A 22,834-nucleotide genomic window follows, 5' to 3' on the forward strand; every position below is an offset into this window, starting at 1 on the left:
GAAGGCTGGGGCTGCACCGTCGCAACCGTGCCCTCGCTTTTCGCCTGGCAGGAGGGGCTGACCGGCGAGGACATTCGGCCGGACGGGATTATCGCCGACTATCATCTCGACGACGGCACCGGCATCGACGTGATCCGCGCCATCCGCCTGCATTTCAGCGCCGACATCCCCTCCCTGCTCGTCACCGCCGACCGCTCGCCCGAAGTCCGTGGCGCCGCCGAACGCGACGGCATCGCCCTGCAAAACAAACCCGTCCGCCCCGCCTCGATGCGGGCCTGGCTCACCCAGTTGTCGGTCTCGATGAAGGCGGCAGCGGAATGATGAGAATGTTCTTTGTATTTATAGCGGAAACACCATAATCGGGTTGCTGGATGACCTCGGATGATGCCGTCGATATCAAGGAAGTGATCTTTCTGTCGAAGCGTATCGAAGACGATTACCTGTCACAGCTGGAGGATGTCATCGAGGCATTTGATGCGCGCGTCACCGCGGTGCAGAATCTCCAGCGACTGCCAGCAGCAGGGCGATATCAGCACCAGCATTACCCCGGCACCCTCTGTCTCGGCCGCCGGACGGTGATCCCCGTCAAGCCGCCACAGCCGCGACCTTGCCAAGCTGGATGACCGCCTGCGTGCGGCTGTCGACATTCAACTTCAACAGGATCGCCGAGACATGCGCCTTGATGGTCGCTTCGGAGACGCCGAGTTCGTAGGCGATCTGCTTGTTGAGCAGGCCCTCCGCCAGCATGCCGAGCACACGGGACTGTTGCGGCGTCAGCGTCTGCAGCCGCTGCAGGAGAGCCGCGACTTCCGGTTCATGTTCCATGCCGCGTACGAAGCCGGGCGGCGTGAAGATATCGCCTGATATCACCGTATCGATCCCTTGGCGGATTTCGTCGATGCCGGCGGATTTGGACAGGAAGCCGCTGGCGCCCAGTTCCAATGCCCGCTGGATCGTCGCCGGGTCGTCATGGGCCGAGACAATCATCACCGGCAAGCTCTGGAACTCTGCTCGAAGCGCGATCAGCCCGGACAGGCCGCTGACGCCGGGCATGGTGAGATCCAGCAGCATCAGATCGGCCGAAACCGTGTCGATCGCTGCCTGCCGGGCGGACGTGAAGTCGCCGGCCTCGATGACCGTCGGATTGCCGGGCATGCCGGAAAGCGCCTGGCGCATCGCGCCGCGAAACAGCGGGTGGTCATCCGCGATGATGATGGTCAAACCTGTCGTCATGACGCTCCCTCCCAAGAGCTTCGCGACAGGCAAATCCTCCAACTTCCCTGCCGCGCATGCGAATCCGGTCAGGTCTTTTGAGGCCTGTCCTCCGTCTTTTCCGACGGCGACTTTTCCTCGTCCTCCAGATCCTTCACAATTCCCATGAAACTGCGCATCATTCTTTCCATGATGCTCATCGTCTGGTCAATCTCTTCCTTGCTGGGAAGCCTTGGTTTGAGGCCGCTCTGTCCGTTTGCGGCGGTTTTCTCCAAGGTTTCGATGCGCTTGGTCAAAAGGTCCAATTCCAGGTCGAAGGCCGTGCGCTCGTCGGCGGCCATCCGGCAGATGATCTCGCCGTCCTTTTCCTGACAGAGCGAAACCTCGCCGGTCTGCGTGTCCAGCCGCGCGATACCGCTGTCGGTCTTCTGCATGGCGTAGCGCCCGGGCGCCGGCTCCTGAGCCACCGCCGCAAAGGCACTCAACAGGCCGCAAAGGGCAGCCCCCGGCATCAGCATCCTCTTCATCGCATTCTCCTTGATCACCAAAAGCCGCTTGAAGGTGGACTTTCGCGGAAAATTGCGGCAATTCCGCAAAGGATATTGTCCAAGCTCCAGGAAACGGCGGCATGCCCAGCATCATCTACAAAATCGTTCCGGCAACTCTATGGCAAGATGCCCGAGCGCGCGGAGAATTCAAGGGCGCCGCGATCGACCTGACGGATGGCTATATCCATTTTTCCACTGCCGAGCAGGCGATCGAAACCGCAGCGCGCCATTTCGCCGGGCAGGACGGCCTGTTGCTGGTCGCCATCGATGGCGACAGGCTTGGCGATGCCCTCGTCTATGAACCCTCACGCGGCGGCGCGCTGTTTCCCCATCTCTACGGCACCCTGCCGCTCAATGCCGTCGTCTGGGAAAAACCGCTGCCGCTCGATGCCACCGGTGCCCATATCTTTCCGGAGCTTGACCGATGATCGATGTCTTTCAGTCACTCGCCCGCCGCAGTCTGTTCATGTTCGATCCGGAAGCCGCCCATGGCCTGTCGATCAAGGGTCTGAAGACCGGCCTCGTCCCGTCCTGCGCCGCCCCAGCCGATCCGCGCCTGGCCCAGACGGTCGCCGGCCTCACCTTCGCCAATCCGATCGGCATGGCCGCCGGTTACGACAAGAACGCCGATGTGCCGGAAGCACTGCTGCGGCTCGGTTTCGGCTTCACCGAGATCGGCACCGTCACGCCGAAGGCCCAGGCTGGCAATGACAAGCCGCGCATCTTCCGCCTGGTCGAGGATGACGCCGTCATCAACCGGCTCGGCTTCAACAACGAGGGCCACCAGGCCGCCCTCCAACGCCTTCGCACCTGCTCGCGTTCGGCGATGATCGGTGTCAATATCGGCGCCAACAAGGACAGCGCCGATCGCATCGCCGATTATGTCGCCGGCATCCGCACCTTCTACGACGTCGCCCGCTATTTTACCGCCAACATCTCCTCGCCGAACACACCGGGTCTGCGCGACCTGCAGGCCCGCGAAAGCTTGTCTGCGCTGCTGTCGGCTGTGCTTGCCGCGCGCGACGAAGAGGCGGCGAAGGTCGGCGTCCGCGTGCCGGTGTTCCTGAAGATCGCCCCCGATCTGACCGAAGAAGGCATGGACGATATCGCCGCCGAGGCACTGTCGCACAATCTCGATGGCTTGATCGTGTCGAACACGACGCTGTCGCGCGACGGGCTGAAGGACCAGCGGCAGGCCAAGGAAAATGGCGGCCTGTCCGGCAAGCCTCTGTTCGAGAAATCCACCATCGTGCTTGCCAAGATGCGCAAGCGCGTCGGGCCGGACCTGCCGATCATCGGCGTCGGCGGTGTCTCGTCCGCCGAAACGGCGGCGGAAAAAATCCGTGCCGGCGCCAATCTGGTCCAGCTCTATTCCTGCATGGTCTATGAAGGCCCGTCGCTCGCAAGTCGCATCGTGCGCGGCCTGTCGCAGCTCTGCGACCGCGAAAGGCTCGGCTCGATCGCCGACATCCGCGGCAGCCGTACGGATTACTGGGCCGACCGGAACGTCTGAGCCGAACGGCGCGGCACCAGTGCCATCAGGAAGGTGCCGCGAAACAGCAGGAACAGGTTGAGCCCCGCCCACAGGCCGTGGTTGCCGAAGGCGGGCACCAGAAGACAGAGCGCCAAGGCATAGCCGGCAAAAGCCAGAAGCATCATGTTGCGCATGTCGCGCGACCAGGTGGCGCCGATGAACACGCCGTCCATCAGGAAGGCGAGCGCGCCCGTCAGTGCCGTGATCGCCGCCCATGGCATGTAGATATAGGCCTCCGTCCGCACGTCGGCCGCCGTCGTCAGAAGGTCCACCAGACTGTTGCCGAAGACAAGGAAGGCGATCGTGGTCATGCCGGCAAGCGCCAGCGACCAGGTGGCGGTCATCCGCAAGGCCCGGTCGAAGGCGGGACGGAACCGCGCGCCGATCGCCCGGCCCGTTAGCTGTTCGGCGGCGTTGGCAAGCCCGTCGAGATAATAGCCCGCCACCAGGAAGATGCTCATCAGAACGGAATTGGCGGCGAGCGTCACCGGACCGAACGAGGTGCCGATCCGCGTCATCAGCATGAAGGCGGCAAGCAGCACGAAGGAACGGATCATGATGTCGCGGTTCAGCCCGAACAGCGGCTTCAGGCGCTCGGTGGCGAAGATGGTTGCCCAGCTCGGTGCCACCGTCCTGTCGAAACGGGCGAGGATCAGGGCAAACCCGACGATCGCGCCGACCACCTCGCCGGTCACCGTCGCCAGCGCCACGCCCATCACGCCCCAGCCGAGATAAAGACCGAGCGTGATCGACAGCACGATGTTGATGCCGTTGATCAACGTCTGCAGCATCAGCCCGGTCGTTCCCTGCCCCCGCCCCAGCACGAAACCGAGAATGGCGTAGTTGGCGAGCGAGGCAGGGCCGGCGAGAATGCGGTATTCGAAATAGGTGCGTGTCACGGCCTCTATTTCCGGGCCCGGTGCCAGCAACCACAGGCCCGCCGAGAGCAGCAGCGGCGAAACCAGAATGAGGGCACTGCCACAGACAAGCGCAATAATCAGCGAACGCCAGAAGACCGCCTGTTCCTCCGTCCTGTCGCCGCGCCCGAAGGCCTGCGCCACAAGACCGGTCGTGGCTGCCCTCAGGAAATTGAAAGTGGTAAAGATGAGGTCGAAAATGATCGCGCCGACGGCAAGGCCGGCCAGCAGCGTCGCCTGTCCGAGATGGCCGATGACCGCCGTATCGACCAGGCCGAGCAGCGGCGTCGTCAGGAAACCCAGCGTCATCGGCACGGCGATCGACAGGATCAGCCGGTTGGTGACGAGGAATGGGCCTGCCCCATCGATATTTTCAGCAAAGTCGGATGTCTGCGTCATGCCTGCCTCGTAAGCCAGCCCTGTCGAGAATCAGGTCAGCTGGTCGAGAGCACCATGGCCCAATAGGGTCGGTTTCCGGAAGCCGGATTCCGCATCATCCCCACGCCAAGGCCGCGATAATTTGGGCCGAGCATGTTTTCCAGGTGCTTGGGCGAGTTGAACCAGGCGGTGTAGGCCCGTTCGGCGCTGTCCTGGCCCACGGCGATGTTTTCCGCCGCCGGCAGGGAAACGCCGCCGCCCTTCATGCGATCGAGGAAACTGTCGCCCATGCCGATCAGGTGCGACATCTTTCCGGCCTTGGCCATGCGGCCTGCCTGCGACAGTGCCGCCTGCGCGGCTGCGGGGTCGCGCACCAGCGGCTCCAGCCCCTTCTGCTTCCTCAGGTTATTGACGTAACCCAGCGTCGCATCGGTCTGGTCGCTGCCGTCACCGCTGGGCGTCAGCTTCGGCGTACCGCAGGAAGCCAGCAAACCGAGCGAAAGAAGGGCGCCCGCGCGCAGCAGATTGCGCCGCGAGGCAGGGAAAGTCTGGTCGTGCATGTTACCGCCGGTAGCTGAGGATGCGCAGGATGATGAAGACGGGGATGACCACGGCTGCACCCAGCAGCAAGTAGTCGCCGACCTTTCCGAGGGCCGCGAAGCCCGAATTCCAGATGTCGAGGACGAAATCCTTGACCGTGTCGAAAATCCCGTAGGGCGTCCAGCCGAAAACGGCCATGACGAAGCCGACGATGATCGAGACCACCAGCAGCTTGACCAGCACGCGCAGGGGCGAATCGCCCAGAAACCTGTTCACTCCATCGGCCATGACGTCATGATTCTCCTGTTTCGCCTGACATAAGCTGCGGGGCGGCCTGCCGCAAGCTGCAAGGATTGGCGATGCGGCCTCTTGGATCGGTGCCCGCGAAATCGTGCCTTGCCATTTCGCCTGCCACGCGCGAAAAGCGCTGAACGTCGCGAGCAGAAGCCCGTGCACGGGATCAAGGCGCAGAACCATCAGTTCCAATCAGCTCTCCTCCGGCAACCTGATTGCCGATCGCCGTACCGAATATGCGCATATGCTGGCCGCCGAGGGTGACCATGCGGCGGCGGCCGACCTGATGCGCCAGGCGCTGGAACTGGTTCCCGACTGGCCCGCCGGCCAGTTCCGCCTCGCCGACTATGAGGAGAAATCGGGCCGCAAAGAGGCGGCGGTCGAGGCGCTGCGGAAAGTCCTGGACCTGAACCCGGAGGATATTTTCGGCGCTTCGCTGAAGCTCGCCTTCCTTGGCAGCGCGCCGGTGGGCGGCCAGCCGCCGAGCCAGCATGTCGAACGCCTGTTCGACGATTACGCCGACCGCTTCGACGTCTCGCTTGTCGACAGGCTCGGTTACAACGTGCCGGAAACGCTCGCGGCCCTGATCGAGGAAGAGATTGGTGACGCGCGCTTTGCCCATGTCATCGATCTCGGCTGCGGCACTGGCCTGTTCGGCGAGCGCATCCGCGCCCGCACCGATTATCTCGAAGGTTATGACCTCTCGACCAACATGCTGACCAAGGCCGCCGACAAGGGCGTCTACGATCATCTCGGGCAGGCGGACCTGTTCCTGCCGCCGGAGACGTCCGGATTGTTCACTGGCAGCGCCTCCCATCGCGCCACCCTGGTCAGCGCCACCGACGTCTTCCTCTATCTCGGCAATCTCGACAGTGTCTTCATGCTGGCCTGCGAACTGCTTTCGCCCGGCGGCATCTTCGCCTTTTCGACCGAGGAGGCCGGAGAGGACGGCGACGTCGTCCTGCGTCCGTCGCTGCGCTATGCTCATTCGCGCGATTACATCCGTCGATGCTGCGCCGATTTCGGGCTGATAGTACTGGCGGATCGCGAGACCACTATTCGCAATGATGGCGGCAAGCCCCTGTCCGGCATGCTGTTCCTTACGCAAAAATCGATCTGAACGAACGTTTCTTGCGAATTTAAAATAGGTCAGCATTGCTTACATATTTCACTTGATCGCAACAGCGGAAATCGCGATAAATGCTGCATCGCACACAGGCGGCGCATTCGAAGATCGCACTTGCACTTCATTCCCATGTGTCCTGCTCGGCCTGTCATTCCGACTGGTCCGAAGCACCTGCCCGTTTGTCGCCGGAGATCGTCGCATGAGCCTTATCACTGCACTTGGCTTCTGGAATACCAATGCCACGCGCCACACGCCGGTCGAGGACGTGCAGGGCGTTTTCTCCGGCAGTCTTGTGGCAGCACTCGGGCTTTATGTGCTGGCCAGCGCCGGCCTTCTGACCGGCAGTACGGCTGGCGTCGCCTTTCTGCTGCATTATGCGCTGGGCATCAATTTCGGCCTTGCCTTCTTCCTGCTCAACGTGCCCTTCTTCTATCTGTCGTGGAAGCAGCTCGGCATGGCCTTCACGGTGAAGACCTTCATCGCCATCAGCATCACCTCGCTGCTCACCAATGTGCAGAGCCAGGTATTCCAGATCTCTGAAATCCATCCGGCCTGGGCTGCCCTTCTCGGCGGTCTGCTGCTCGGCTTTGGCCTGCTGGCGCTCTATCGCCATCGCGCCAGCCTCGGCGGCGTCGGCATTCTCGGCATCTACATGCAGGAGCGTTTCGGCATCCGCGCCGGCCTCGTGCAACTCGCCATCGACCTGTGTGTCCTTGCTGCCGCCTTCTTCGTCACCACGCCTCCCGTGGTGTTCTATTCCGTGCTCGGTGCGGTGGTCTTCAACCTGTTCCTGACCATCAATCACCGCGCCGACCGCTACATCGCTTTGTAGACCGCACGTCCTCCAGGCGGAGGAGACGCTGCGCGCAAAGCGAGGTGATGAGGGGGCCAGAGGCGTAATCTTGCGAAAGACTACGCCGCGCCACTGCCAAGGGCGGCACCGGCTGCCCCCTCATCCGATTTTCGAAAGCCCAAACGAACGAGAGCGGAAAGGCTACCCTTTCGCGCTCTCATTCTATTGTGCGATGCCTCAGGCCGCCTTCACGACCTTGTCGATCGGATGCTGGGAGCGGAACGATACGGCAATGCGGTTCCACACATTGATCGTGCCGATCGCGACCGTGATCTTGGCGATTTCTTCCGCCGAGAAATGCGCCGCCAGCGTCTCATAGGCATCATCCGGCGCGCCGGTCTGGGCAAGGTTGGTCACCGCATCGACCCAGCCGAGCAGCGCCCGCTCGCGAGCGTCATAAACCGGCGATTCCCGCCAGACGCACATCAGGTTGATCCACTGTTCGCTCAAGCCGTCATGGCGCGATTCCTTGACATGCATATCGACGCAATAGGCGCAGCCGTTGATCTGCGAGGCCCGCAGCTTGATCAGGTGAATGAAGCGGCGCTCCAGGCCGGAACCCTGCACGTAGTTTTCAAGCGCCAGAACGGCCTTGAAGGCTTCCGGCGATGCCTTGGTCATGTCGAGGCGAGGATGCATGTCACTTCTCCTTGGTTGAGGGCTCAGCGAGCCGTTGCTTTGCGTTCGTGGATTTCGAGGAAGGCGCAGCTGCGGGCGGCGATCGGGCCATCGTCGATTTCCGCAAGCTGGATGCCGAGATCGGCGATCGAGGTTTTGGCAAGTTCGGCCCGGTAGACCCGCTCCGCCCGCAGCATGGTCGCCGAGATATTGCAGGGCTTGGTGAAGTAGCGATCCGGCACCGGGTTCGGCCCACGCTGGCGGATCTCGCCGCAGCGGAAAGCGGGCGCCGGGCCTTCGACGGCGAGGACGACATCGAGCAGCGTGATGTTGGCCGGCTTCTTCGCCAGCCGGTAGCCGCCCTTTGGGCCCGGGACGGTTTCGAGAATGCCGGCACCCGAAAGCGCCTGCAGATGCTTCAGGAGATAGCTGGTCGATACGCCGTGAAATTCGGCAATCGCGGCGGCGGACAGGACGCTGTTCTCCGAAAGGCCCGACAGCATCGCAACGCTGTGAATGGCCTGTTCGACACCCTCGCTCATCTTCATCGGCTTGCCTCCGTTTCTATCGTAGATATTTTTTATCCATGATTATCGCAATCGTCAAGCGGCAATTTTCCGACCCCTGCTTGCGTTCCGGAACCGGGGCGATAGAAGAGGCGCAAGAGCCAGGTGCCATGGGCGGATCGACCGCCAGCGCTGCCGACTGAAACCGGTCACCCGCTTTTGCTGGCCGGCTTCTACTCTGAATCGGGAGATCGAAGACGATGATGGTGATACCGGCAAAATCCGCCTTTGCGGCACTGATGGCATCGAGCGCGGAACGTCATTCGCTGGTCGATGATGCGCAGGGGGTGATTTCCGGCACCATGCTCGCCGTGCTCGGCATCACGCTGTTGTCGAGCGCCGGCCTGCTCACCGGCGGCACGCCGGGCATCGCCTTCCTCGTCCACTATGCGACCGGCTTCAGCTTCGGCGCCTGCTTCTTCGCCGTCAACCTGCCCTTCTATTATCTGGCCTTCCGCCGCATGGGCCTCGCCTTCACGATCAAGACATTCGCGGCCGTCGCGCTCACCTCGGCCATGTCGGAAGTCCTGCCCCGCGCGCTCGGTCTTACCCATGTCAATCCGCTGGTCGGCGCGCTGTTCGGCGGCCTGGTGATCGGCGCCGGTCTGCTTGCCCTCTTCCGCCATCGCGCCAGCCTCGGCGGCGTCGGCATTCTGGCGCTCTACATCCAGGATCGCTTCGGGTGGCGTGCAGGCTTCGTCCAACTCGCCTTCGACGGCACGATCGTCGCCTGCTCTTTTTTCCTCGCAAGCCCCTTCATCATCGCCTGCTCGATCCTGGGCTCCGTGGTCATGAACCTGGCGCTCGCCATCAACCACCGCAAGGATCGTTATATCGCGATGTGATCTACGGCATCCGCCGGCCGGAGCAATCAGCAGTGGTGCCGCATAGATGCTAAGCAGCATCAGCGCGAGACGTCACGACAATCCGCGTTTGGCCAGCACCATATCGACATGGCCGAAACGATCATTTTTCGGCGAGATGAGCAGATGCGGCAGGTCGAGAAAGGCTTGAAGGTCGAGCGGCCACCCGGCCGCCTTGTGGCCACCCCGCAGCATGCAGGCGAAGTCGGCCGCCAATCCGCGTAAGCTGACAATTACAGAGTTTTACGGCGTTCGGCCGTCTGTCCAGGCACTCCCGGACGATGCCTCAAGTGGCCACGTCCTGCTTCTTCAGTTGGACGATCGCATGCAGTGCCTCGTAGGGTGACCAGCCAGCGTGGACGGCGGCCTCGACGAGTCGGGTTTCGGCATCATGCTCCAGTTTCTGGAAAAGCGGTTCCAGTGCCTCCTGGACGGTCAGGATATGCTCATCCGGTGGAATGACCTGTTCTTCAGACGCTGAAAACGGCATGACGCCCTCCTTTTTGATCTCGCCCTCGAAAAATTCGCATGAATTTCTCAATTCGCCGCACCGAAAAGGGTTCCCGCCGTTTCAAAATTTTTATCACCAAGGGAATTCCCGCCCTTCAGCAGCCTTCCATCGAACATCACTCTTCAATTCCCGCCGGTTTGATCTACATTTGTTCGCGTGAACCAGATCGATTCCACGACCCGCGCGGAGATGCCGCTCATCCTGCCTCCACCCTTCCTGCGCTGGTTCGCGGAAAAGGGCTGGCAGCCGCGCGCCCATCAATTGGAACTCCTGTCACGCGTGCAGGGTGGCGAAAGCATGCTGCTGATCGCGCCGACCGGGGCCGGTAAGACGCTCGCCGGCTTCCTGCCATCGCTGGTCTCGCTGACCGAGCGTGGCATGATCCCGCCAGGTTCGGCCTTTACCGGCATCCATACGCTCTACATCTCGCCGCTGAAGGCACTGGCCGTCGATATCGAGCGCAACCTGATGAAGCCGGTCGGCGACATGGGCCTGCCGATCCGCATCGAGAACCGCACCGGCGATACGCCGGCCTCCAAGCGCCAGCGCCAGAAGCTCAACCCGCCGGATATCCTGCTGACGACCCCCGAGCAGGTCGCGCTGCTTCTCGCCAACGGCGAAGCGGAACGGTTTTTCAAGGACTTGAAATATGTCGTGCTGGACGAATTGCACTCGCTCGTCACCTCCAAGCGCGGCCATCTGCTGTCGCTCGGTCTTGCCCGCCTGCGGCGCCTGGCGCCGCGCATGCAGGCGATCGGCCTCTCCGCCACCGTCGCCGACCCGATGGACCTGCAGCGCTGGCTCGTTCCGCAGAACGAAGGCGAAACCCATAACGCCGGCCTGATCACGGTCACCGGCGGCGCCCGGCCGGACATCTCGATCCTCTCGACCGAGGAGCGCGTGCCCTGGGCCGGCCATTCGGCAAATTATGCAATCGGCGATATCTACCGGGCAATCGGCGAGACGAAAACCACTCTGCTTTTCGTCAATACCCGCAGCCAGGCCGAGCGCGTTTTCCAGGAGTTATGGACCATCAATGACGACAACCTGCCGATTGCCCTGCACCACGGCTCGCTCGATGTCGGCCAGCGACGCAAGGTCGAGGCGGCCATGTCCGAAAACAAGCTGCGTGCCGTGGTCGCCACCTCGACGCTCGATCTCGGCATCGACTGGGGTGATGTCGACATGGTCATCCATGTCGGCGCGCCTAAGGGGGCGTCCCGCCTTGCCCAGCGCATCGGCCGCGCCAATCATCGCATGGACGAGCCGAGCCGCGCCATCCTGGTTCCGGCCAATCGTTTCGAGGTGATGGAGTGCCAAGCGGCGCTGGATGCCAACTATCTCGGCGCCCAGGATACGCCACCGGTGGGCAAGGGCGCGCTCGATGTGCTCGCTCAGCATGTGCTCGGCATGGCCTGCGCCGCCCCGTTCGATCCGCTGGAGCTTTACGCCGAAATCACCAGCGCTTCGCCCTATGCCACGCTCCCCTGGGAAACCTTCGAGCGCATCATCGATTTTGTCGCCACCGGCGGCTATGCGCTGCGCACCTATGAACGTTACGCCAAGATCCGCAAGACGGTCGAAGGCCTCTGGCGCGTCTCTAACCCGCAGATCGCCCAGCAATATCGCCTCAACGTCGGCACGATCGTCGAATCCCCGATGCTCAATGTGCGCATGGTCAAGCACAATGCCCGCGGCTCGCTCGGGCGCGGCGGCCCCGGTCGGGGAGGAATGGCACTCGGCAAGGTCGAGGAATATTTCATCGAGATGCTGTCGCCCGGCGACACCTTCCTATTTTCCGGCAAGGTGCTGCGCTTCGAGGGCATCCGCGAGAGCGAGTGCCTGGTCAGCCAGGGTTATAAGCTCGACCCGAAGGTCCCCTCCTACAATGGCGGCAAGTTTCCGTTGTCGACCTATCTCGCCAGCCAAGTTCGCAAGATGCTGGCCGATCCCGCCCGTCACACGTCCCTGCCTGATCAGGTGCGTGACTGGCTGTCGCTGCAGAACGACCTGTCGATGCTGCCGAAGGAAGACGAACTCCTGATCGAGACTTTTCCACGCGGCAGCCGGCATTACATGGTTATCTACGCCTTCGAGGGGCGGCTGGCACACCAGACGCTCGGCATGCTGCTCACCCGCCGGCTCGACCGCGCCGGGCTGAAGCCGCTTGGCTTCGTCGCCACCGATTATTCGCTGGCGATCTGGGGGTTGGAGGATCTCGGCGTCGCCTTCCGCAAGGGCCGGCCGGCACTTGCCAACCTGTTCGACGAGGACATGCTCGGCGACGACCTGGAGGCCTGGCTGAACGAGAGCTTCCTCCTGAAGCGCACTTTCCGCAATTGCGCCGTGATCGCCGGCCTGATCGACCAGCGCCATCCCGGCAAGGAAAAGAGCGGCCGGCAGGTCACCGTCTCGGCCGATCTCATCTATGACGTCCTGCGCAGCCACGAGCCCGATCACATCCTGCTGGAAGCGACCCGCAACGATGCCTCGACGGGACTTTTGGAGATCGAGCGGCTTGGCGATATGCTGGCGCGAATCAAGGGTCGCATCACCCACCGTCCGCTGACACGGATTTCGCCACTGGCCGTGCCGGTCATGCTGGAAATCGGCAGGGAATCGGTCAATGGCGACGCGCAGGACTTCCTGCTTGCGGAAGCCGCCGACGAACTGTTCGATGATGTGACCGGCGAGCACCACCTTTGACGTCGCGCCGGAAAACCATGCATCGCATCACCCATGCCCTTTCTGCCCTGCCGGACAATCCGGCTTTGTCTGCCCGGATCGCCATCAACGGCGTCGCCGCGATCTGCGATCCGCTGGGCGGGCTCTACTTGCCGGATCTCGATATCCTCGTTGTCTCCGATCTGCATCTGGAAAAGGGCTCGGCCTTTGCCCGCCGCGGCATGATGCTGCCACCCTACGATACGCTGGCGACGCTGCGCATCCTGGAAGCCGTCATCGCCCGCCACGATCCCAAGACCGTCATCAGCCTCGGCGACAATTTCCACGACCCCGTCGGCTCCGCCCTGATGCCGGAACAGTTTCGCGGCATGATCGAGACGATGGCGCGCGGACGCGAATGGATCTGGATCAACGGCAACCATGATCCCGACGGCACCATCGGCCTGCCCGGCACCTCCGCCAACGAACTCCACTATGCCGGCCTGATCTTTCGCCACGAACCGGAAATGAATGGGGCCGCCGGCGAGATCGCCGGCCATCTCCATCCGGCCGCCACCGTGACGCGCCGTGAAAAACGCGTCCGCCGCGCCTGTTTTGCCACCGACAACCGCCGCCTGATCATGCCCGCCTTCGGCGTCACCACCGGCGGGCTCGACCTGCGCCACAAGGCCATGCACGGCCTGTTCGACCGCACCAACCTCGTCGCCCATATGCTCGGTCGCGACCGAATCTATTCGGTTCGGTTCTCGAACCTGCTGGGGTGACCGACGCAGACCGGCCCAAGAAACCGCTTGCAATTTGCAATCAGACTTATCATCATTCGGCCTAATGAAACCCGGTTTTGGGAGAAGTGACCGTGGCCAAGCTGTGTATCTGGAATCTCGTCACACTCGACGGCTTTTTCGAAGGCGAGACGAAGTGGGACCTTCAGTTCCACGGGCGCGCCTGGGGTCCGGAGCTCGCCAAGCTGTCGAAGGAATATGGTGATACGACGGACACTCTGGTCTTCGGCCGCGTCACCTATGAGGGCATGAAGGCCTATTGGACGACGGCGGAAGAGGAAGACGAGGTCAAGGCCTTCATGAACGGCCTGCCGAAGCTCGTCGCCTCGCGCACCATCACGGCAAGCGACTGGAACAACACCACGGTCACCGCCGATATCGTCGAGGATATCACCCGCCTGAAACAGACGGCCACCAAGCCGATCCGCGTTTTCGGCAGCAGCGAACTCTGCGACAGCCTGCTCAAGGCCGGCCTGGTCGACGAGATCATGCTCTGCGTCGTGCCGGTCCTGCTCGGTCGCGGCACGCCGTTCTTCAAGCCGGGCCGCGACACGACGACGCTCACGCTGAAAAGCTCGACGACGACGGCCGGCGGTTCGGTTATCCTCACCTATGATGTCGAGAACGGCTGAAACGGCTTAAAACGCGTTGAACGTCAATGTCGTCAGCGACCGGTTGATGCCCGGCACCGTGGCGATATTGTCGTTGATGAATTTGCCGATGTCCTGCTCTTCATCGACATAGACCTTGATCAGCAGGTCGTAATCGCCGCTGGTCGAATACATTTCCGAAACAATTTCCTTCTTGTAGATCACGTCGGCCACCTCATAGGTCTTGCCGGGGGCGCATTGCAGCTGGACGAAAATCGGCTTCATGGCACGGGTCTCCTGATATCTTCACCGGAAATAGCCTGTTTTGGCGGCGAGGCAAACCCGTGACGGAACAACCGATACAGAAACCACAGGCGCTGCGGAACTGACGAAGCGGATTGGCCTTCCCGCCACGTTCCGGGGCCGCAGTCGGCGGATTCATGGGCGCGCCGTTACGAACACCCGGCAGATTTCGTCATACAGGAAAACTCAGTCCCGGCGGAAGACGATACTGGCGATCCAGCCGGTGACAACCGCCAGAAGCACGGCGATGATGCCGTAGAGGAAGGGCGACTCGTGCGCCGCGCGGGTGATGGCCTGCTCTAGGCCGGTCTTGACGACACGCAATGGCAGCGCTTTGGCTGCGACGAAAACCCCGTCCCGAAACAGATAGGCGCGCACGGTATGCACACCGTTGGGAACATCGGCCGGCAAGCGGACCGACGCCTTGAACAGGCTGGAGCTGATGAACTGCACGCCGCCGGGATCGCGTTGATAGACGCCGTTCGTCTCGCGCAGGCGGCGGAAGGCGTCGCGGAATTCCGTCAGGTTGCTGCCGTCGCCGATATAACCGAGCGGGATCAGCGGCATATGTGCGACGCCGATACCCATGTTTGTCATGTCGCCGGGCGGCGCGATGGTCTCGATGTCGCGCGTGCTCGACAGCGAGTAGGATTCCGGCACCAGTTCGAAGGTCATGGAATTGGTGTTGATCCAGATGCCGAAGACGCGCTCCTTCTTGCGCACCGTGGTGTTTTCCTTCGGCCCTTCGAGCGCCACGACGATATTGTACTTGCCCTGCGCCAGGATATTGGGGTCGAAGCCGTCGATCGCCCCGAAGATCGTCAGGTCCGCGCCGCGAAAATCCGATGTGATCGAGATTTCGTCGGTGGAGATGCCGATATCCAGCTTTTCGGCGAAATCGATCGGCTCCGCCTGCACGGCCATCGGCAGTGCGAGAGTGGCAGCCAGCAGGAGGGGGCGCATCGAGATCCACATCAGAAACCGAACCCCGCGGAAACGATCGAATAGATTTCCTTCGGCGGAATGATGAGTTCGATGGCAAGACGGATGCCGACCGCAAGAACCAGCAGCGCCAGGAGCGCCCGCAATTGTTCGCCACGCAGCCGCTGGCCGACGCGGACACCATATTGCGCACCGATCACGCCGGCGATCATCAGAACGAAGGCAAGCACGATATCGACCGTATAGTTCGCCGTCGCCTGGACGATGACCGTATAGGCCGAGACGAAGATGATCTGGAACAGCGAGGTACCGACGACGACGTTGGTCGGGATGCGCAGGAGATAGATCATCGCCGGCACCATGATGAAACCGCCGCCGACACCCATGACTGAGGTCAGGATGCCGATGCAGAAGCCGAGCGCGACAATCGGGATGACGCTCAGATAGATCTTGGATTTCTTGAACCGCATCTTCAGCGGCAACCGGTGCACCCAGTTGTGATGGCCGGGCCGCTTCAGCGTGACGGTCTCGTTGCGGGCGGCGCGGCGCAGGGCGATCATGCTTTCCCACAGCATCAACGAGCCGACAGTGCCGAGCAGCAGCACATAGGCGAGCGAAATGACGAGGTCGAGCTGGCCGATGCGGCGCAGCAGCGCGAAAATCCAGATGCCGACGGTGGCGCCAGCGAGACCGCCGCAGAGCAACACCGTCCCCAGCTTGATATCGATCGTGCCGCGCCGGAAATGGGTGATGGCGCCGGAGATCGACGAGGCGACGACCTGGTTGGCGCCGGTGGCGACAGCGACGACCGGCGGGATGTTGTAGAAGATCAGGAGCGGCGTGATCAGGAAGCCGCCGCCGACACCGAACATGCCCGACAGGAAGCCCACGGCCGCGCCCATGCCGAGGATGATGAGTATGTTCACCGACAACTCTGCGATGGGCAGATACACTGTCACGGCCGGACCTCAAAATATGCCAATAGCCCGCAATGCGGGCGGAAAACGTCAGAGTGGCAACTGATTCACCACGGGAAATTCTTAAAGGATGGAAGGGCCTGAAAACCAATTGTGAAAATTGCGATTTCAATGTCATTCCGTCATGCGCTTGGGGTCAAACCTGTCAACCTTCTGCAAGGCCGCAGTCTACCCCCTCGCCGTTCTCTTTGTGCGGTCGGTCTGCGGCATGAATAGGGCCGCAGACGCCATGTTCTAGCCGTTCCGCTTCAGCAGTTCCTTGACCAGCGCATCGGTGATCTGGCCGGTCGGCTCCTGGCCGATCGATTTCTGGAAGGCCTTGATCGCCGAGACGGTCTTCTGCCCCATCTCGCCATCCGGTTTTCCAGCGTTGAAACCGTTGTTGTTGAGGATCGCCTGGATGTTGCGCAGCGCCTTCTTCATGTCGACCGACGCGGTCTTCACACCCTTGCCGACCCAGGCATCCGGCACGTCGACCGAATTCGCGTCGGCAGCGAGCGGCGTCACCTTCCAGGCTTCGAACTTGGCCTTGGCGCTCTCCAGTTGTTCGGGCTTCAAGGCCTTGCCGACTTCGTCGCGCTTCTGGGCGGCATCGGTATCGCCGTCGCGGGCAGCGACCGCGAACCACTTGTAGGATTCTTCCAGGTCCTGCTTCACGCCGTTGCCACGCGCGTACAGGATTGCCAGGTTGAACTGGCTGTCGCGGATGCCGTGTTCGGCAGCTTCGCCAAACCACCTTCCGGCAGCCGCGAAGTCCGGCGACGATGCGCCGCCGCTTGCCAGCATGACGGCAAGATTGTGCATGGCGCTGGCATTGCCCTTTTCGGCGGCCTGCAGATAGAGCGTGCGCGCCTTCGGAAGATCGCGGGCAACGCCGCTGCCCTTTTCATACAGGCTCGCAAGACGGTACTGGGCTGGGATGACGCCGGCATCGGCGGAACGCTGGTACCATTTTGCGGCTTCGGCCAGATCGGCCTTGACGCCACGGCCTTCGGTATAAATAGCGCCGATCTCGAACATTGCCAGCGGGTCACCCTTCTTGGCTGCTTCGACCAGCGCTTCCGGCTTGATCTCGGAGGGAACGGCGATGTCAGCGGCGGCGGCCGGTGCTGCGGCTTCCGCCTGGGCGCCATCGGCCTTCGTCGCATCGAGACTGGTAGCCGTATCCGACGGGACGGGAGCCAGCATCTGCGATGCGTCGTCGGTTGCCGGCTTGACGGGTTCGACCTGCGGCAGGCTCTGCTCCGGTGTTGTGGTTTCCGGCTGGCTCGTCTGAGGCTCGGCCATCGCCGATTGCCCGGCCTCGTCCTCGCCACCATCCTGCCCGACCGCGTCCTGCCCCGTTGCATCCTGGGTGGCCGTATCTTCTCCAGCCTGCGGCTGCAACGTGCTCAGCGGCTCGACATTGTCGCCGTCGACAGTCTCTTCAGCCGGCGTCACCGGTGCGACATCAGCGGCCGCCTGCACATCCTTGCCGACCGGTTGTTCGATGACGGCGACCGGAGCACGATCGCCACGGATCAGCGTGTTGACCAGCGGATAGGACATGATCGCCAGCAAGACTGCGCCGACGGCCATCAGGACCGGGCGGCGATGACGGGCAAAGGCGCCGCCGATCGCCGACGGCGAAGCACCGCTCTTGCCGCGACTGAGGGTATCGACCTCTTCGACGGCCAACTGCGCTGCGCGGCGCGCGGCGGCGATGAAATCGGCCTTGTCGCCTTCGCTCGGCTGGGCGGCGCGGGCATTCTGGCCGGCGCGGACACGCTCAAGGATTTTCTTTACGTCCGGCACGCCGGAGCCCGGCTCCAGGAGCTGGTTGGCCATGTCCGGCTCGATCGTCTCGGCCGCATCCATCGGCGGCGTCGGATCGACGATCTGGCGCTCGACCGGACGCACCGGCTCGCTGCGCTTTCCGGAGAAACGCCTGGCAAGTCCGGCCAGCAGGCCGGACTTGCCGGCAGGAGTTGCCGTCGTCTTCTTTATATCGACCTGCTCGACATCAGCCGGGTCCGAGACGACGAAGGTTTCGGCCATTTCGGCGCGCGCCGGAATAGCAGGCTCGCTCATAGCAGGCTCGGCCTCGGTGGCCAGCGCATGCATGTCGCGCTTCAGGTCCTCATAACGGCTGCCCAGCTCGGCCTCAGCGAAAGGATCATCCTGCGCGTCGAAAACCGGCTGCGACGCCCTGGGCATTTCCGGCTGACGTTGTTCCTGATAGTCGCGCAGACCGAAGGTCCGCGGCACTTCCTGAGCGACGCCGCGTTCTTCCAGTCGTTCCAGCTTCTCGGCGATATGAACGAGCGTTTCATGCAGGGCTTCGAACGTGCGTGCCGTGCGATCCTCGCTGGAGCGGCTCAAGTCTTCGAGAACCTTCAGGTCATCGGCCAGCGCCGAGATCGCCGCCATGTCGGCGCCGCCGGACGCGATCTGCGCGGGGCCGTTCTTCGAATAGGCTTCCATCACCGCTTCTGCCGCCTGGCGGGCAGCCTCGATGATATATTCGTCGCTGGTCGCCAGATATTCCTCGAGCGCCGTCATCCGGCCTTCGAATTCGGCGGGCACGGCAGCCGATGCAACGATCTCGCGCGGCTGGCTGACGAGGCTCGACAGGTTGGCGATCTGGTCCTGCAGGCTGCGCAGGATTTCGCTGTCGTCCTGCGGCGCGGCATGGGTTTCCTCAAGACGGATGGCAATATCCGTCAGCTGGTCCTCAAGCCGGGTGAACCGGTCGTTGCCGGCAAAGGAAACCGGCGCAGCATCGAGCGAATCGATCCGGCGGGCGAGGTCGTCGAGACGTTCGGCAAGCGCGTCATTGACGGCACCCTGGTCGAGCGCGTCGATCTTGCGCGAAATATCGCTGAGATAGTCCGTCAGATCCGGCTGGACCGCAGCCTTCTGCGACCGCTCCATCATCATCGACAACTGGTCGAGCCGCTCCTCGAGACGGACGGCGGCCTCTTCGCTGGCCAGTTCCTCGACACGGGAGGTCAGCGCCTCGATCCGCGCAGCCAGGCCACCGTCGTTCGGGTGCGACAGAACGTCGAGCCGGTGCGAGAGATCGGCCAGATGGGTTTCGACACGATTGACACCGGACATGTCCGGGGCTGCCGAAAGGCTTTCGATCTGACGAGACAGGTCGGCAAGCCGGCCCTCGACGCGGGTTACGGCGGCATTGTCGGGCGTTGCCGTGCGGCCGCCGGCGACGATCGCCCGGCTGATTTCGTCGAGACGGGCATCGAGATCGGAGAACTGTGACGCCAGGCGGCGGTCGTCCGGCTGCATGTGGCGGCCGATCAGCTCGATCGCCTGGGCGACCGAGACCAGCTTGTCTTCCAGTGCATGCAGCGCCGGGCCGCTGTTCATCGAGCCGATCTGCGTCTTGATCTCGTCGAGACGGTAGGCCAGCGCCACCAGTTCGTCATCGCGGTTGGTATCGAACACGTTCAGCCGGTCTTCGACGCCGGTCCAGCGCGTTTCCATGCGGCGCACGCTGTCCTCGCGGGCAAGGCCGTCGATCATCGTGCGCAGGTCGTCGAATTCGTGCTTCAACTCATCCGTTTGGGCAGGCGACGCCTGCCGGCCAAGCTGGTTGATGCTGTCGGCCAATCGCTGCAGGTCGCCGCGCATGTCCTCGGCCAGCGTCTGGTCCTGGCCCGCATCCGCGGTAATGCCGCGGATTTCGGCACGCAATGTTTCCATTTCGCGGGCAAGCCCGTCGGCAATGTCCTTCTTCAGTTCCTGGCGCAGGCCAACCAGCGACTGGGCAATCTCGGCCATCGCCGGGTCCGGACGCTGCGGCTCGCTGCGGAATTGCTCCGGGCGATAATTCTCCTGGCGCAGGTTTTCCTGGCGGATCGGCTCGTGGCGGGACGGTTCGCGGCGGACGGGCTCGCTCCGGAACGGTTCGCTGCGATAGACCTCGCTGCGCAGTCGTTCACTGAGCGGGCGCTCGGGAAGCGGCATCTCGCGCCTCGGCTGGACCGGAGCCCGCGCCGGACGGCGATCGTCGGAGCGCGCATCCTGTCCCGGCTGGACCCGTTCGCGGAGCGCGTCGCGCTCGCGGCTGGCGCTCAGCGCCCGCTGCCGCTGCATGATTTCGGAGATCGGGTCGTGGCGCGATGTGGGCGCTTCGCGCTCCGTGACGTCGCGGCCGCGCTGTTCACGTCCGCCGGTCCCCATCAACCCTTCGATGCGCGCTTCCAGTCCTTCGATCGTGCGGTTCAGCGCATCGAGGGACGACCTGTCGCCATAGGCGCCAGAACCCGGATTGCCCGAGCGTGGAGTGTTTGATCGCGATCCGTTCATCGTTTCTTCGCCTCTTTCCATCGGCCCAATCGGATTCTGGACATCTAAAGGCAAATCCCCACCTTCCGATCCGGTCCCCGATCCGGACAAGGCTGCAATGACGCGAAGACAGAACTTTTGCAGCCGTGACCATCTCAACATGCACTTTCACGAAACGTGGTAAACAAGCCGTTAACCTCACTGAAAATTTTTTAACGATTTGAGCGCATGCTGGGGTTGGGGCGGCTTTCACATCACTGCTCCGGCTATCGGCCGGCCATCGATCAAAGTTTCCCGATTTGCCAATTTTGACGTTTACGCAAACGTCAAAGTTTTGTAGCATAGCGAACATGACATGGCGCACCCATGACAGGGTTACAGGTGAGGAACAGGAAACATGCCCAGCTATAAGGCTCCGGTAGAAGACACGCTTTTCATTCTCAACGATGTTCTCGGCATCGAGCGCTACAACAACCTGCCCGGCTTTGCCGATGCGACACCGGACATGATCGAAGCGATTGTCGGTGAAGCCGCCAAGCTGGCCGAAGAGGCTCTGTTTCCGGTCAACCTCTCCGGCGACCAGGAAGGTTGCAAGCGTAACGACGATGCGACGGTGACGACGCCCAAGGGCTTCAAACAGGCATTCGATCTCTATCGTCAGGGCGGCTGGCTCGGCCTGTCCATTCCGGAAGAATATGGTGGCCAGGGATTGCCCTACACGCTGCACACCGCCGTCGGCGAATACATGTCGTCGGCCAATATGGCCTTGACCATGTATCCGGGGCTGACGCAGGGCGCGATCGCCGCGATCCTCGTGCACGGCACAGACGCCCAGAAGGAAACCTACCTGCCCAAGATGGTCACCGGCGACTGGACCGGCACCATGAACCTGACGGAACCGCATTGCGGCACCGATCTTGGCCTGTTGCGCTCCAAGGCCGTGCCGCAAGGCAATGGGTCCTACAAGATTTCCGGCCAGAAGATCTTCATCTCCGCCGGCGAACACGACATGTCCGACAACATCATTCACCTTGTGCTGGCCCGCATCGAGGGCGCACCGGACGGCGTGAAGGGCATTTCGCTTTTCATCGTGCCGAAGTTCCACGTCGAGGCCGATGGTTCCGTCGGCGAGCGCAACACGGTTTCGTGCGGCGCGATCGAACACAAGATGGGCATCCACGGCAATTCGACCTGCGTCATGAACTATGACGACGCTGTCGGCTATCTCATCGGCGCGGAGAACAAGGGCCTCAACGCCATGTTCGTGATGATGAACGAGGCCCGCCTCGGTGTTGGCCTGCAAGGCTTGTCGATCTCCGAGGTCGCCTATCAGAATGCCGCCAACTACGCCCGCGATCGTATCCAGGGCCGCTCGCTTTCCGGCGTCAAGGCACCGGACAAGAAGGCCGACCCGATCATCGTCCATCCGGACGTGCGCCGCGTGCTGATGACCATCAAGGCCTTCAACGAAGCCGGCCGCGCCTTCACGCTGTGGACCGCACTGAAATCCGACATCGCCCATCGCGGCGACAACGACAATGACCGCCAGACTTCCGACGATATCCTCGGCCTGATGACGCCGATCCTCAAGGGCGTGCTGACCGACAAGGGTTTTGACCATGCCGTCATGGCCCAGCAGTTGTTTGGCGGCCACGGCTATATCGAGGAACACGGCATGAGCCAGTATGTCCGCGACGCCCGTATCGCGATGATCTACGAAGGTGCCAACGGCATCCAGGCCCTTGATCTCGTCGGTCGCAAGCTGGCGCTGAACGGCGGGCGGGCCATCACCGCCCTGTTCAAGGAAATCGGCGATTTCTGCGAGGAGAACCGCGCGGATGAAAAGCTGGTCGTGTACACCAAGGGCCTCAAGAAAGGTTTGAACGACCTGCAGGCCGCCACGATGTGGTTCATGGGCAACGCCATGGCAAAACCCGACAATGCCGGTGCAGGCTCGACCGACTACATGCACCTCTTCGGACTCGTCGTGCTCGGCTACATGTGGGCCAAGATCGCCAAGACGGCCGAGGAAAAGCTGGCCGAAGGCTCGGGCGACCGCGAGGCTTACCTGAAAAACAAGCTCGTCACCGCGAAATTCTTCATGGAACGCATCATGCCGGAAACCGCGCTGCGCAAAGCCCGCATCGAAACCGGCGCCGACACGCTGATGGCGCTCGACGCGGCGGCGTTCTGATTGAGCTTGCACCGAGGTGCTCCCCTCCCCCTTGTGGGGAGGGTTGGGGAGGGGCCTTTCTTTCTCAAAAAAAGAACCCTCCCCTCCGCTTTGCTCCGCCCTCCCCACAAGGGG

General features: G+C 62.5%; 24 protein-coding genes. 11 read left to right on the top strand and 13 right to left on the bottom strand.

Going from position 1 to position 22,834, the window contains the following annotated elements:
* Positions 1-321 (top strand): response regulator (locus VL202_RS18950; RefSeq protein WP_325465634.1); only part of this gene is annotated, 321 nt, incomplete at its 5' end.
* 50 nt (positions 322-371) lie between these two features.
* Positions 372-623: a hypothetical protein gene (locus VL202_RS18955; protein WP_325465635.1), complete on the top strand. Its 252-nt coding sequence runs from the start codon at positions 372-374 to the stop codon at positions 621-623.
* On the opposite strand, the gene VL202_RS18960 is transcribed toward VL202_RS18955, so the two are convergent.
* Positions 586-1,233 carry a response regulator transcription factor gene (locus VL202_RS18960; RefSeq protein ID WP_325465636.1) on the bottom strand — a complete coding sequence of 216 codons (648 nt, stop codon included), beginning with the start codon at positions 1,231-1,233 and terminating at the stop codon, positions 586-588. The genes VL202_RS18955 and VL202_RS18960 overlap by 38 nt on opposite strands.
* Before the next feature lie 68 nt (positions 1,234-1,301).
* Positions 1,302-1,739, bottom strand: a complete 438-nt coding sequence (locus VL202_RS18965; protein WP_414692899.1) for a hypothetical protein — start codon at positions 1,737-1,739, stop codon at positions 1,302-1,304.
* 101 nt (positions 1,740-1,840) lie between these two features.
* On the opposite strand from VL202_RS18965, the gene VL202_RS18970 reads away from it, so the two are divergent.
* Both VL202_RS18970 and VL202_RS18975 read left to right on the top strand, forming a co-directional pair.
* The gene (locus VL202_RS18970; RefSeq protein WP_325465637.1) at positions 1,841-2,188 is read left to right on the top strand and encodes a DUF952 domain-containing protein; all 348 of its coding nucleotides are present in this window, start codon (positions 1,841-1,843) and stop codon (positions 2,186-2,188) included.
* Positions 2,185-3,273: a quinone-dependent dihydroorotate dehydrogenase gene (locus tag VL202_RS18975; RefSeq protein WP_325465638.1), complete on the top strand. Its 1,089-nt coding sequence runs from the start codon at positions 2,185-2,187 to the stop codon at positions 3,271-3,273. The genes VL202_RS18970 and VL202_RS18975 overlap by 4 nt, the downstream gene beginning before the upstream one ends.
* Here VL202_RS18975 and VL202_RS18980 read toward each other — a convergent pair.
* Genes VL202_RS18980 through VL202_RS18990 form a run of 3 tightly spaced genes read right to left on the bottom strand, consistent with a single transcriptional unit; the run spans position 3,249 to position 5,417 of the window.
* Entirely contained in the window at positions 3,249-4,610 is a 1,362-nt protein-coding gene (locus tag VL202_RS18980; RefSeq protein WP_325465639.1) for an MATE family efflux transporter, read from the bottom strand. The genes VL202_RS18975 and VL202_RS18980 overlap by 25 nt on opposite strands.
* A 35-nt stretch (positions 4,611-4,645) precedes the next feature.
* On the bottom strand, positions 4,646-5,149 hold the full coding sequence (locus VL202_RS18985; RefSeq protein ID WP_325465640.1) for a CAP domain-containing protein: 504 nt from the start codon (positions 5,147-5,149) through the stop codon (positions 4,646-4,648).
* A gap of 1 nt (position 5,150) precedes the next feature.
* A complete protein-coding gene (locus VL202_RS18990; RefSeq protein WP_325465641.1) occupies positions 5,151-5,417 on the bottom strand; it encodes a DUF6460 domain-containing protein in 267 nt (88 codons plus the stop codon).
* 187 nt (positions 5,418-5,604) lie between these two features.
* On the opposite strand from VL202_RS18990, the gene VL202_RS18995 reads away from it, so the two are divergent.
* Both VL202_RS18995 and VL202_RS19000 read left to right on the top strand, forming a co-directional pair.
* Complete coding sequence (locus tag VL202_RS18995; protein WP_325465726.1) at positions 5,605-6,543, top strand: methyltransferase domain-containing protein; 939 nt, start codon at positions 5,605-5,607, stop codon at positions 6,541-6,543.
* Between the two features lie 205 nt (positions 6,544-6,748).
* On the top strand, positions 6,749-7,381 hold the full coding sequence (locus VL202_RS19000; protein WP_325465642.1) for a YitT family protein: 633 nt from the start codon (positions 6,749-6,751) through the stop codon (positions 7,379-7,381).
* A 198-nt stretch (positions 7,382-7,579) separates the two neighbouring features.
* Here the strand turns inward: VL202_RS19000 and VL202_RS19005 are convergent, their stop codons facing one another.
* Together VL202_RS19005 and VL202_RS19010 are read right to left on the bottom strand one after the other, a co-directional pair.
* A complete protein-coding gene (locus tag VL202_RS19005) occupies positions 7,580-8,041 on the bottom strand; it encodes a carboxymuconolactone decarboxylase family protein (protein WP_325465643.1) in 462 nt (153 codons plus the stop codon).
* Between the two features lie 23 nt (positions 8,042-8,064).
* A complete protein-coding gene (locus VL202_RS19010; RefSeq protein WP_325465644.1) occupies positions 8,065-8,568 on the bottom strand; it encodes an Rrf2 family transcriptional regulator in 504 nt (167 codons plus the stop codon).
* Positions 8,569-8,789: 221 nt separating this feature from the next.
* Between VL202_RS19010 and VL202_RS19015 the strand changes: the two genes are divergently transcribed.
* Positions 8,790-9,431: a YitT family protein gene (locus VL202_RS19015; protein WP_325465727.1), complete on the top strand. Its 642-nt coding sequence runs from the start codon at positions 8,790-8,792 to the stop codon at positions 9,429-9,431.
* Positions 9,432-9,503: 72 nt separating this feature from the next.
* Here the strand turns inward: VL202_RS19015 and VL202_RS19020 are convergent, their stop codons facing one another.
* Entirely contained in the window at positions 9,504-9,665 is a 162-nt protein-coding gene (locus tag VL202_RS19020) for a hypothetical protein (protein ID WP_325465645.1), read from the bottom strand.
* Between the two features lie 70 nt (positions 9,666-9,735).
* A complete protein-coding gene (locus VL202_RS19025) occupies positions 9,736-9,939 on the bottom strand; it encodes a hypothetical protein (RefSeq protein WP_325465646.1) in 204 nt (67 codons plus the stop codon).
* 210 nt (positions 9,940-10,149) lie between these two features.
* Here VL202_RS19025 and VL202_RS19030 point away from each other — a divergent pair, with 210 nt between their 5' ends.
* From VL202_RS19030 to VL202_RS19040, 3 genes are all read left to right on the top strand, one after another.
* The gene (locus tag VL202_RS19030; protein WP_325465728.1) at positions 10,150-12,666 is read left to right on the top strand and encodes a ligase-associated DNA damage response DEXH box helicase; all 2,517 of its coding nucleotides are present in this window, start codon (positions 10,150-10,152) and stop codon (positions 12,664-12,666) included.
* A 17-nt stretch (positions 12,667-12,683) separates the two neighbouring features.
* Entirely contained in the window at positions 12,684-13,409 is a 726-nt protein-coding gene (gene pdeM / locus VL202_RS19035) for a ligase-associated DNA damage response endonuclease PdeM (RefSeq protein ID WP_325465647.1), read from the top strand.
* 92 nt (positions 13,410-13,501) lie between these two features.
* Positions 13,502-14,059 carry a dihydrofolate reductase family protein gene (locus VL202_RS19040; protein WP_325465648.1) on the top strand — a complete coding sequence of 186 codons (558 nt, stop codon included), beginning with the start codon at positions 13,502-13,504 and terminating at the stop codon, positions 14,057-14,059.
* A 6-nt stretch (positions 14,060-14,065) separates the two neighbouring features.
* Here VL202_RS19040 and VL202_RS19045 read toward each other — a convergent pair whose 3' ends face one another.
* The 4 genes from VL202_RS19045 to VL202_RS19060 all read right to left on the bottom strand — a co-directional run bounded on the left by VL202_RS19045 (position 14,066) and on the right by VL202_RS19060 (position 20,547).
* Positions 14,066-14,302 carry an Lrp/AsnC ligand binding domain-containing protein gene (locus VL202_RS19045; protein ID WP_037104964.1) on the bottom strand — a complete coding sequence of 79 codons (237 nt, stop codon included), beginning with the start codon at positions 14,300-14,302 and terminating at the stop codon, positions 14,066-14,068.
* 204 nt (positions 14,303-14,506) lie between these two features.
* On the bottom strand, positions 14,507-15,283 hold the full coding sequence (locus VL202_RS19050) for a TIGR02186 family protein (RefSeq protein WP_325465729.1): 777 nt from the start codon (positions 15,281-15,283) through the stop codon (positions 14,507-14,509).
* An 11-nt stretch (positions 15,284-15,294) separates the two neighbouring features.
* Positions 15,295-16,221 carry a sulfite exporter TauE/SafE family protein gene (locus VL202_RS19055; protein ID WP_325465649.1) on the bottom strand — a complete coding sequence of 309 codons (927 nt, stop codon included), beginning with the start codon at positions 16,219-16,221 and terminating at the stop codon, positions 15,295-15,297.
* 252 nt (positions 16,222-16,473) lie between these two features.
* On the bottom strand, positions 16,474-20,547 hold the full coding sequence (locus VL202_RS19060) for a peptidoglycan-binding protein (RefSeq protein WP_325465650.1): 4,074 nt from the start codon (positions 20,545-20,547) through the stop codon (positions 16,474-16,476).
* A gap of 376 nt (positions 20,548-20,923) precedes the next feature.
* On the opposite strand from VL202_RS19060, the gene VL202_RS19065 reads away from it, so the two are divergent.
* Positions 20,924-22,720 (top strand): acyl-CoA dehydrogenase C-terminal domain-containing protein, encoded by a 1,797-nt coding sequence (locus tag VL202_RS19065; RefSeq protein ID WP_325465651.1) that lies wholly within the window; start codon positions 20,924-20,926, stop codon positions 22,718-22,720.
* The last annotated feature ends 114 nt before the right edge of the window (positions 22,721-22,834 follow it).

It is taken from the genome of Pararhizobium sp. (assembly GCF_035497515.1).
Classification (GTDB): domain Bacteria; phylum Pseudomonadota; class Alphaproteobacteria; order Rhizobiales; family Rhizobiaceae; genus Pararhizobium.

What these genes read in the sequence shown, in the direction of transcription:
- VL202_RS18955 (WP_325465635.1), top strand. Translation starts at nt 372, where the DNA reads ATGACCTCGGATGATGCCGTCGATATCAAGGAAGTGATCTTTCTGTCG.
- VL202_RS18960 (WP_325465636.1), bottom strand. Translation starts at nt 1,233, where the DNA reads ATGACGACAGGTTTGACCATCATCATCGCGGATGACCACCCGCTGTTT.
- VL202_RS18965 (WP_414692899.1), bottom strand. Translation starts at nt 1,739, where the DNA reads ATGAAGAGGATGCTGATGCCGGGGGCTGCCCTTTGCGGCCTGTTGAGT.
- VL202_RS18970 (WP_325465637.1), top strand. Translation starts at nt 1,841, where the DNA reads ATGCCCAGCATCATCTACAAAATCGTTCCGGCAACTCTATGGCAAGAT.
- VL202_RS18975 (WP_325465638.1), top strand. Translation starts at nt 2,185, where the DNA reads ATGATCGATGTCTTTCAGTCACTCGCCCGCCGCAGTCTGTTCATGTTC.
- VL202_RS18980 (WP_325465639.1), bottom strand. Translation starts at nt 4,610, where the DNA reads ATGACGCAGACATCCGACTTTGCTGAAAATATCGATGGGGCAGGCCCA.
- VL202_RS18985 (WP_325465640.1), bottom strand. Translation starts at nt 5,149, where the DNA reads ATGCACGACCAGACTTTCCCTGCCTCGCGGCGCAATCTGCTGCGCGCG.
- VL202_RS18990 (WP_325465641.1), bottom strand. Translation starts at nt 5,417, where the DNA reads ATGGCCGATGGAGTGAACAGGTTTCTGGGCGATTCGCCCCTGCGCGTG.
- VL202_RS19000 (WP_325465642.1), top strand. Translation starts at nt 6,749, where the DNA reads ATGAGCCTTATCACTGCACTTGGCTTCTGGAATACCAATGCCACGCGC.
- VL202_RS19005 (WP_325465643.1), bottom strand. Translation starts at nt 8,041, where the DNA reads ATGCATCCTCGCCTCGACATGACCAAGGCATCGCCGGAAGCCTTCAAG.
- VL202_RS19010 (WP_325465644.1), bottom strand. Translation starts at nt 8,568, where the DNA reads ATGAAGATGAGCGAGGGTGTCGAACAGGCCATTCACAGCGTTGCGATG.
- VL202_RS19015 (WP_325465727.1), top strand. Translation starts at nt 8,790, where the DNA reads ATGGTGATACCGGCAAAATCCGCCTTTGCGGCACTGATGGCATCGAGC.
- VL202_RS19025 (WP_325465646.1), bottom strand. Translation starts at nt 9,939, where the DNA reads ATGCCGTTTTCAGCGTCTGAAGAACAGGTCATTCCACCGGATGAGCAT.
- VL202_RS19030 (WP_325465728.1), top strand. Translation starts at nt 10,150, where the DNA reads ATGCCGCTCATCCTGCCTCCACCCTTCCTGCGCTGGTTCGCGGAAAAG.
- pdeM (WP_325465647.1), top strand. Translation starts at nt 12,684, where the DNA reads ATGCATCGCATCACCCATGCCCTTTCTGCCCTGCCGGACAATCCGGCT.
- VL202_RS19045 (WP_037104964.1), bottom strand. Translation starts at nt 14,302, where the DNA reads ATGAAGCCGATTTTCGTCCAGCTGCAATGCGCCCCCGGCAAGACCTAT.
- VL202_RS19050 (WP_325465729.1), bottom strand. Translation starts at nt 15,283, where the DNA reads ATGCGCCCCCTCCTGCTGGCTGCCACTCTCGCACTGCCGATGGCCGTG.
- VL202_RS19060 (WP_325465650.1), bottom strand. Translation starts at nt 20,547, where the DNA reads ATGAACGGATCGCGATCAAACACTCCACGCTCGGGCAATCCGGGTTCT.
- VL202_RS19065 (WP_325465651.1), top strand. Translation starts at nt 20,924, where the DNA reads ATGCCCAGCTATAAGGCTCCGGTAGAAGACACGCTTTTCATTCTCAAC.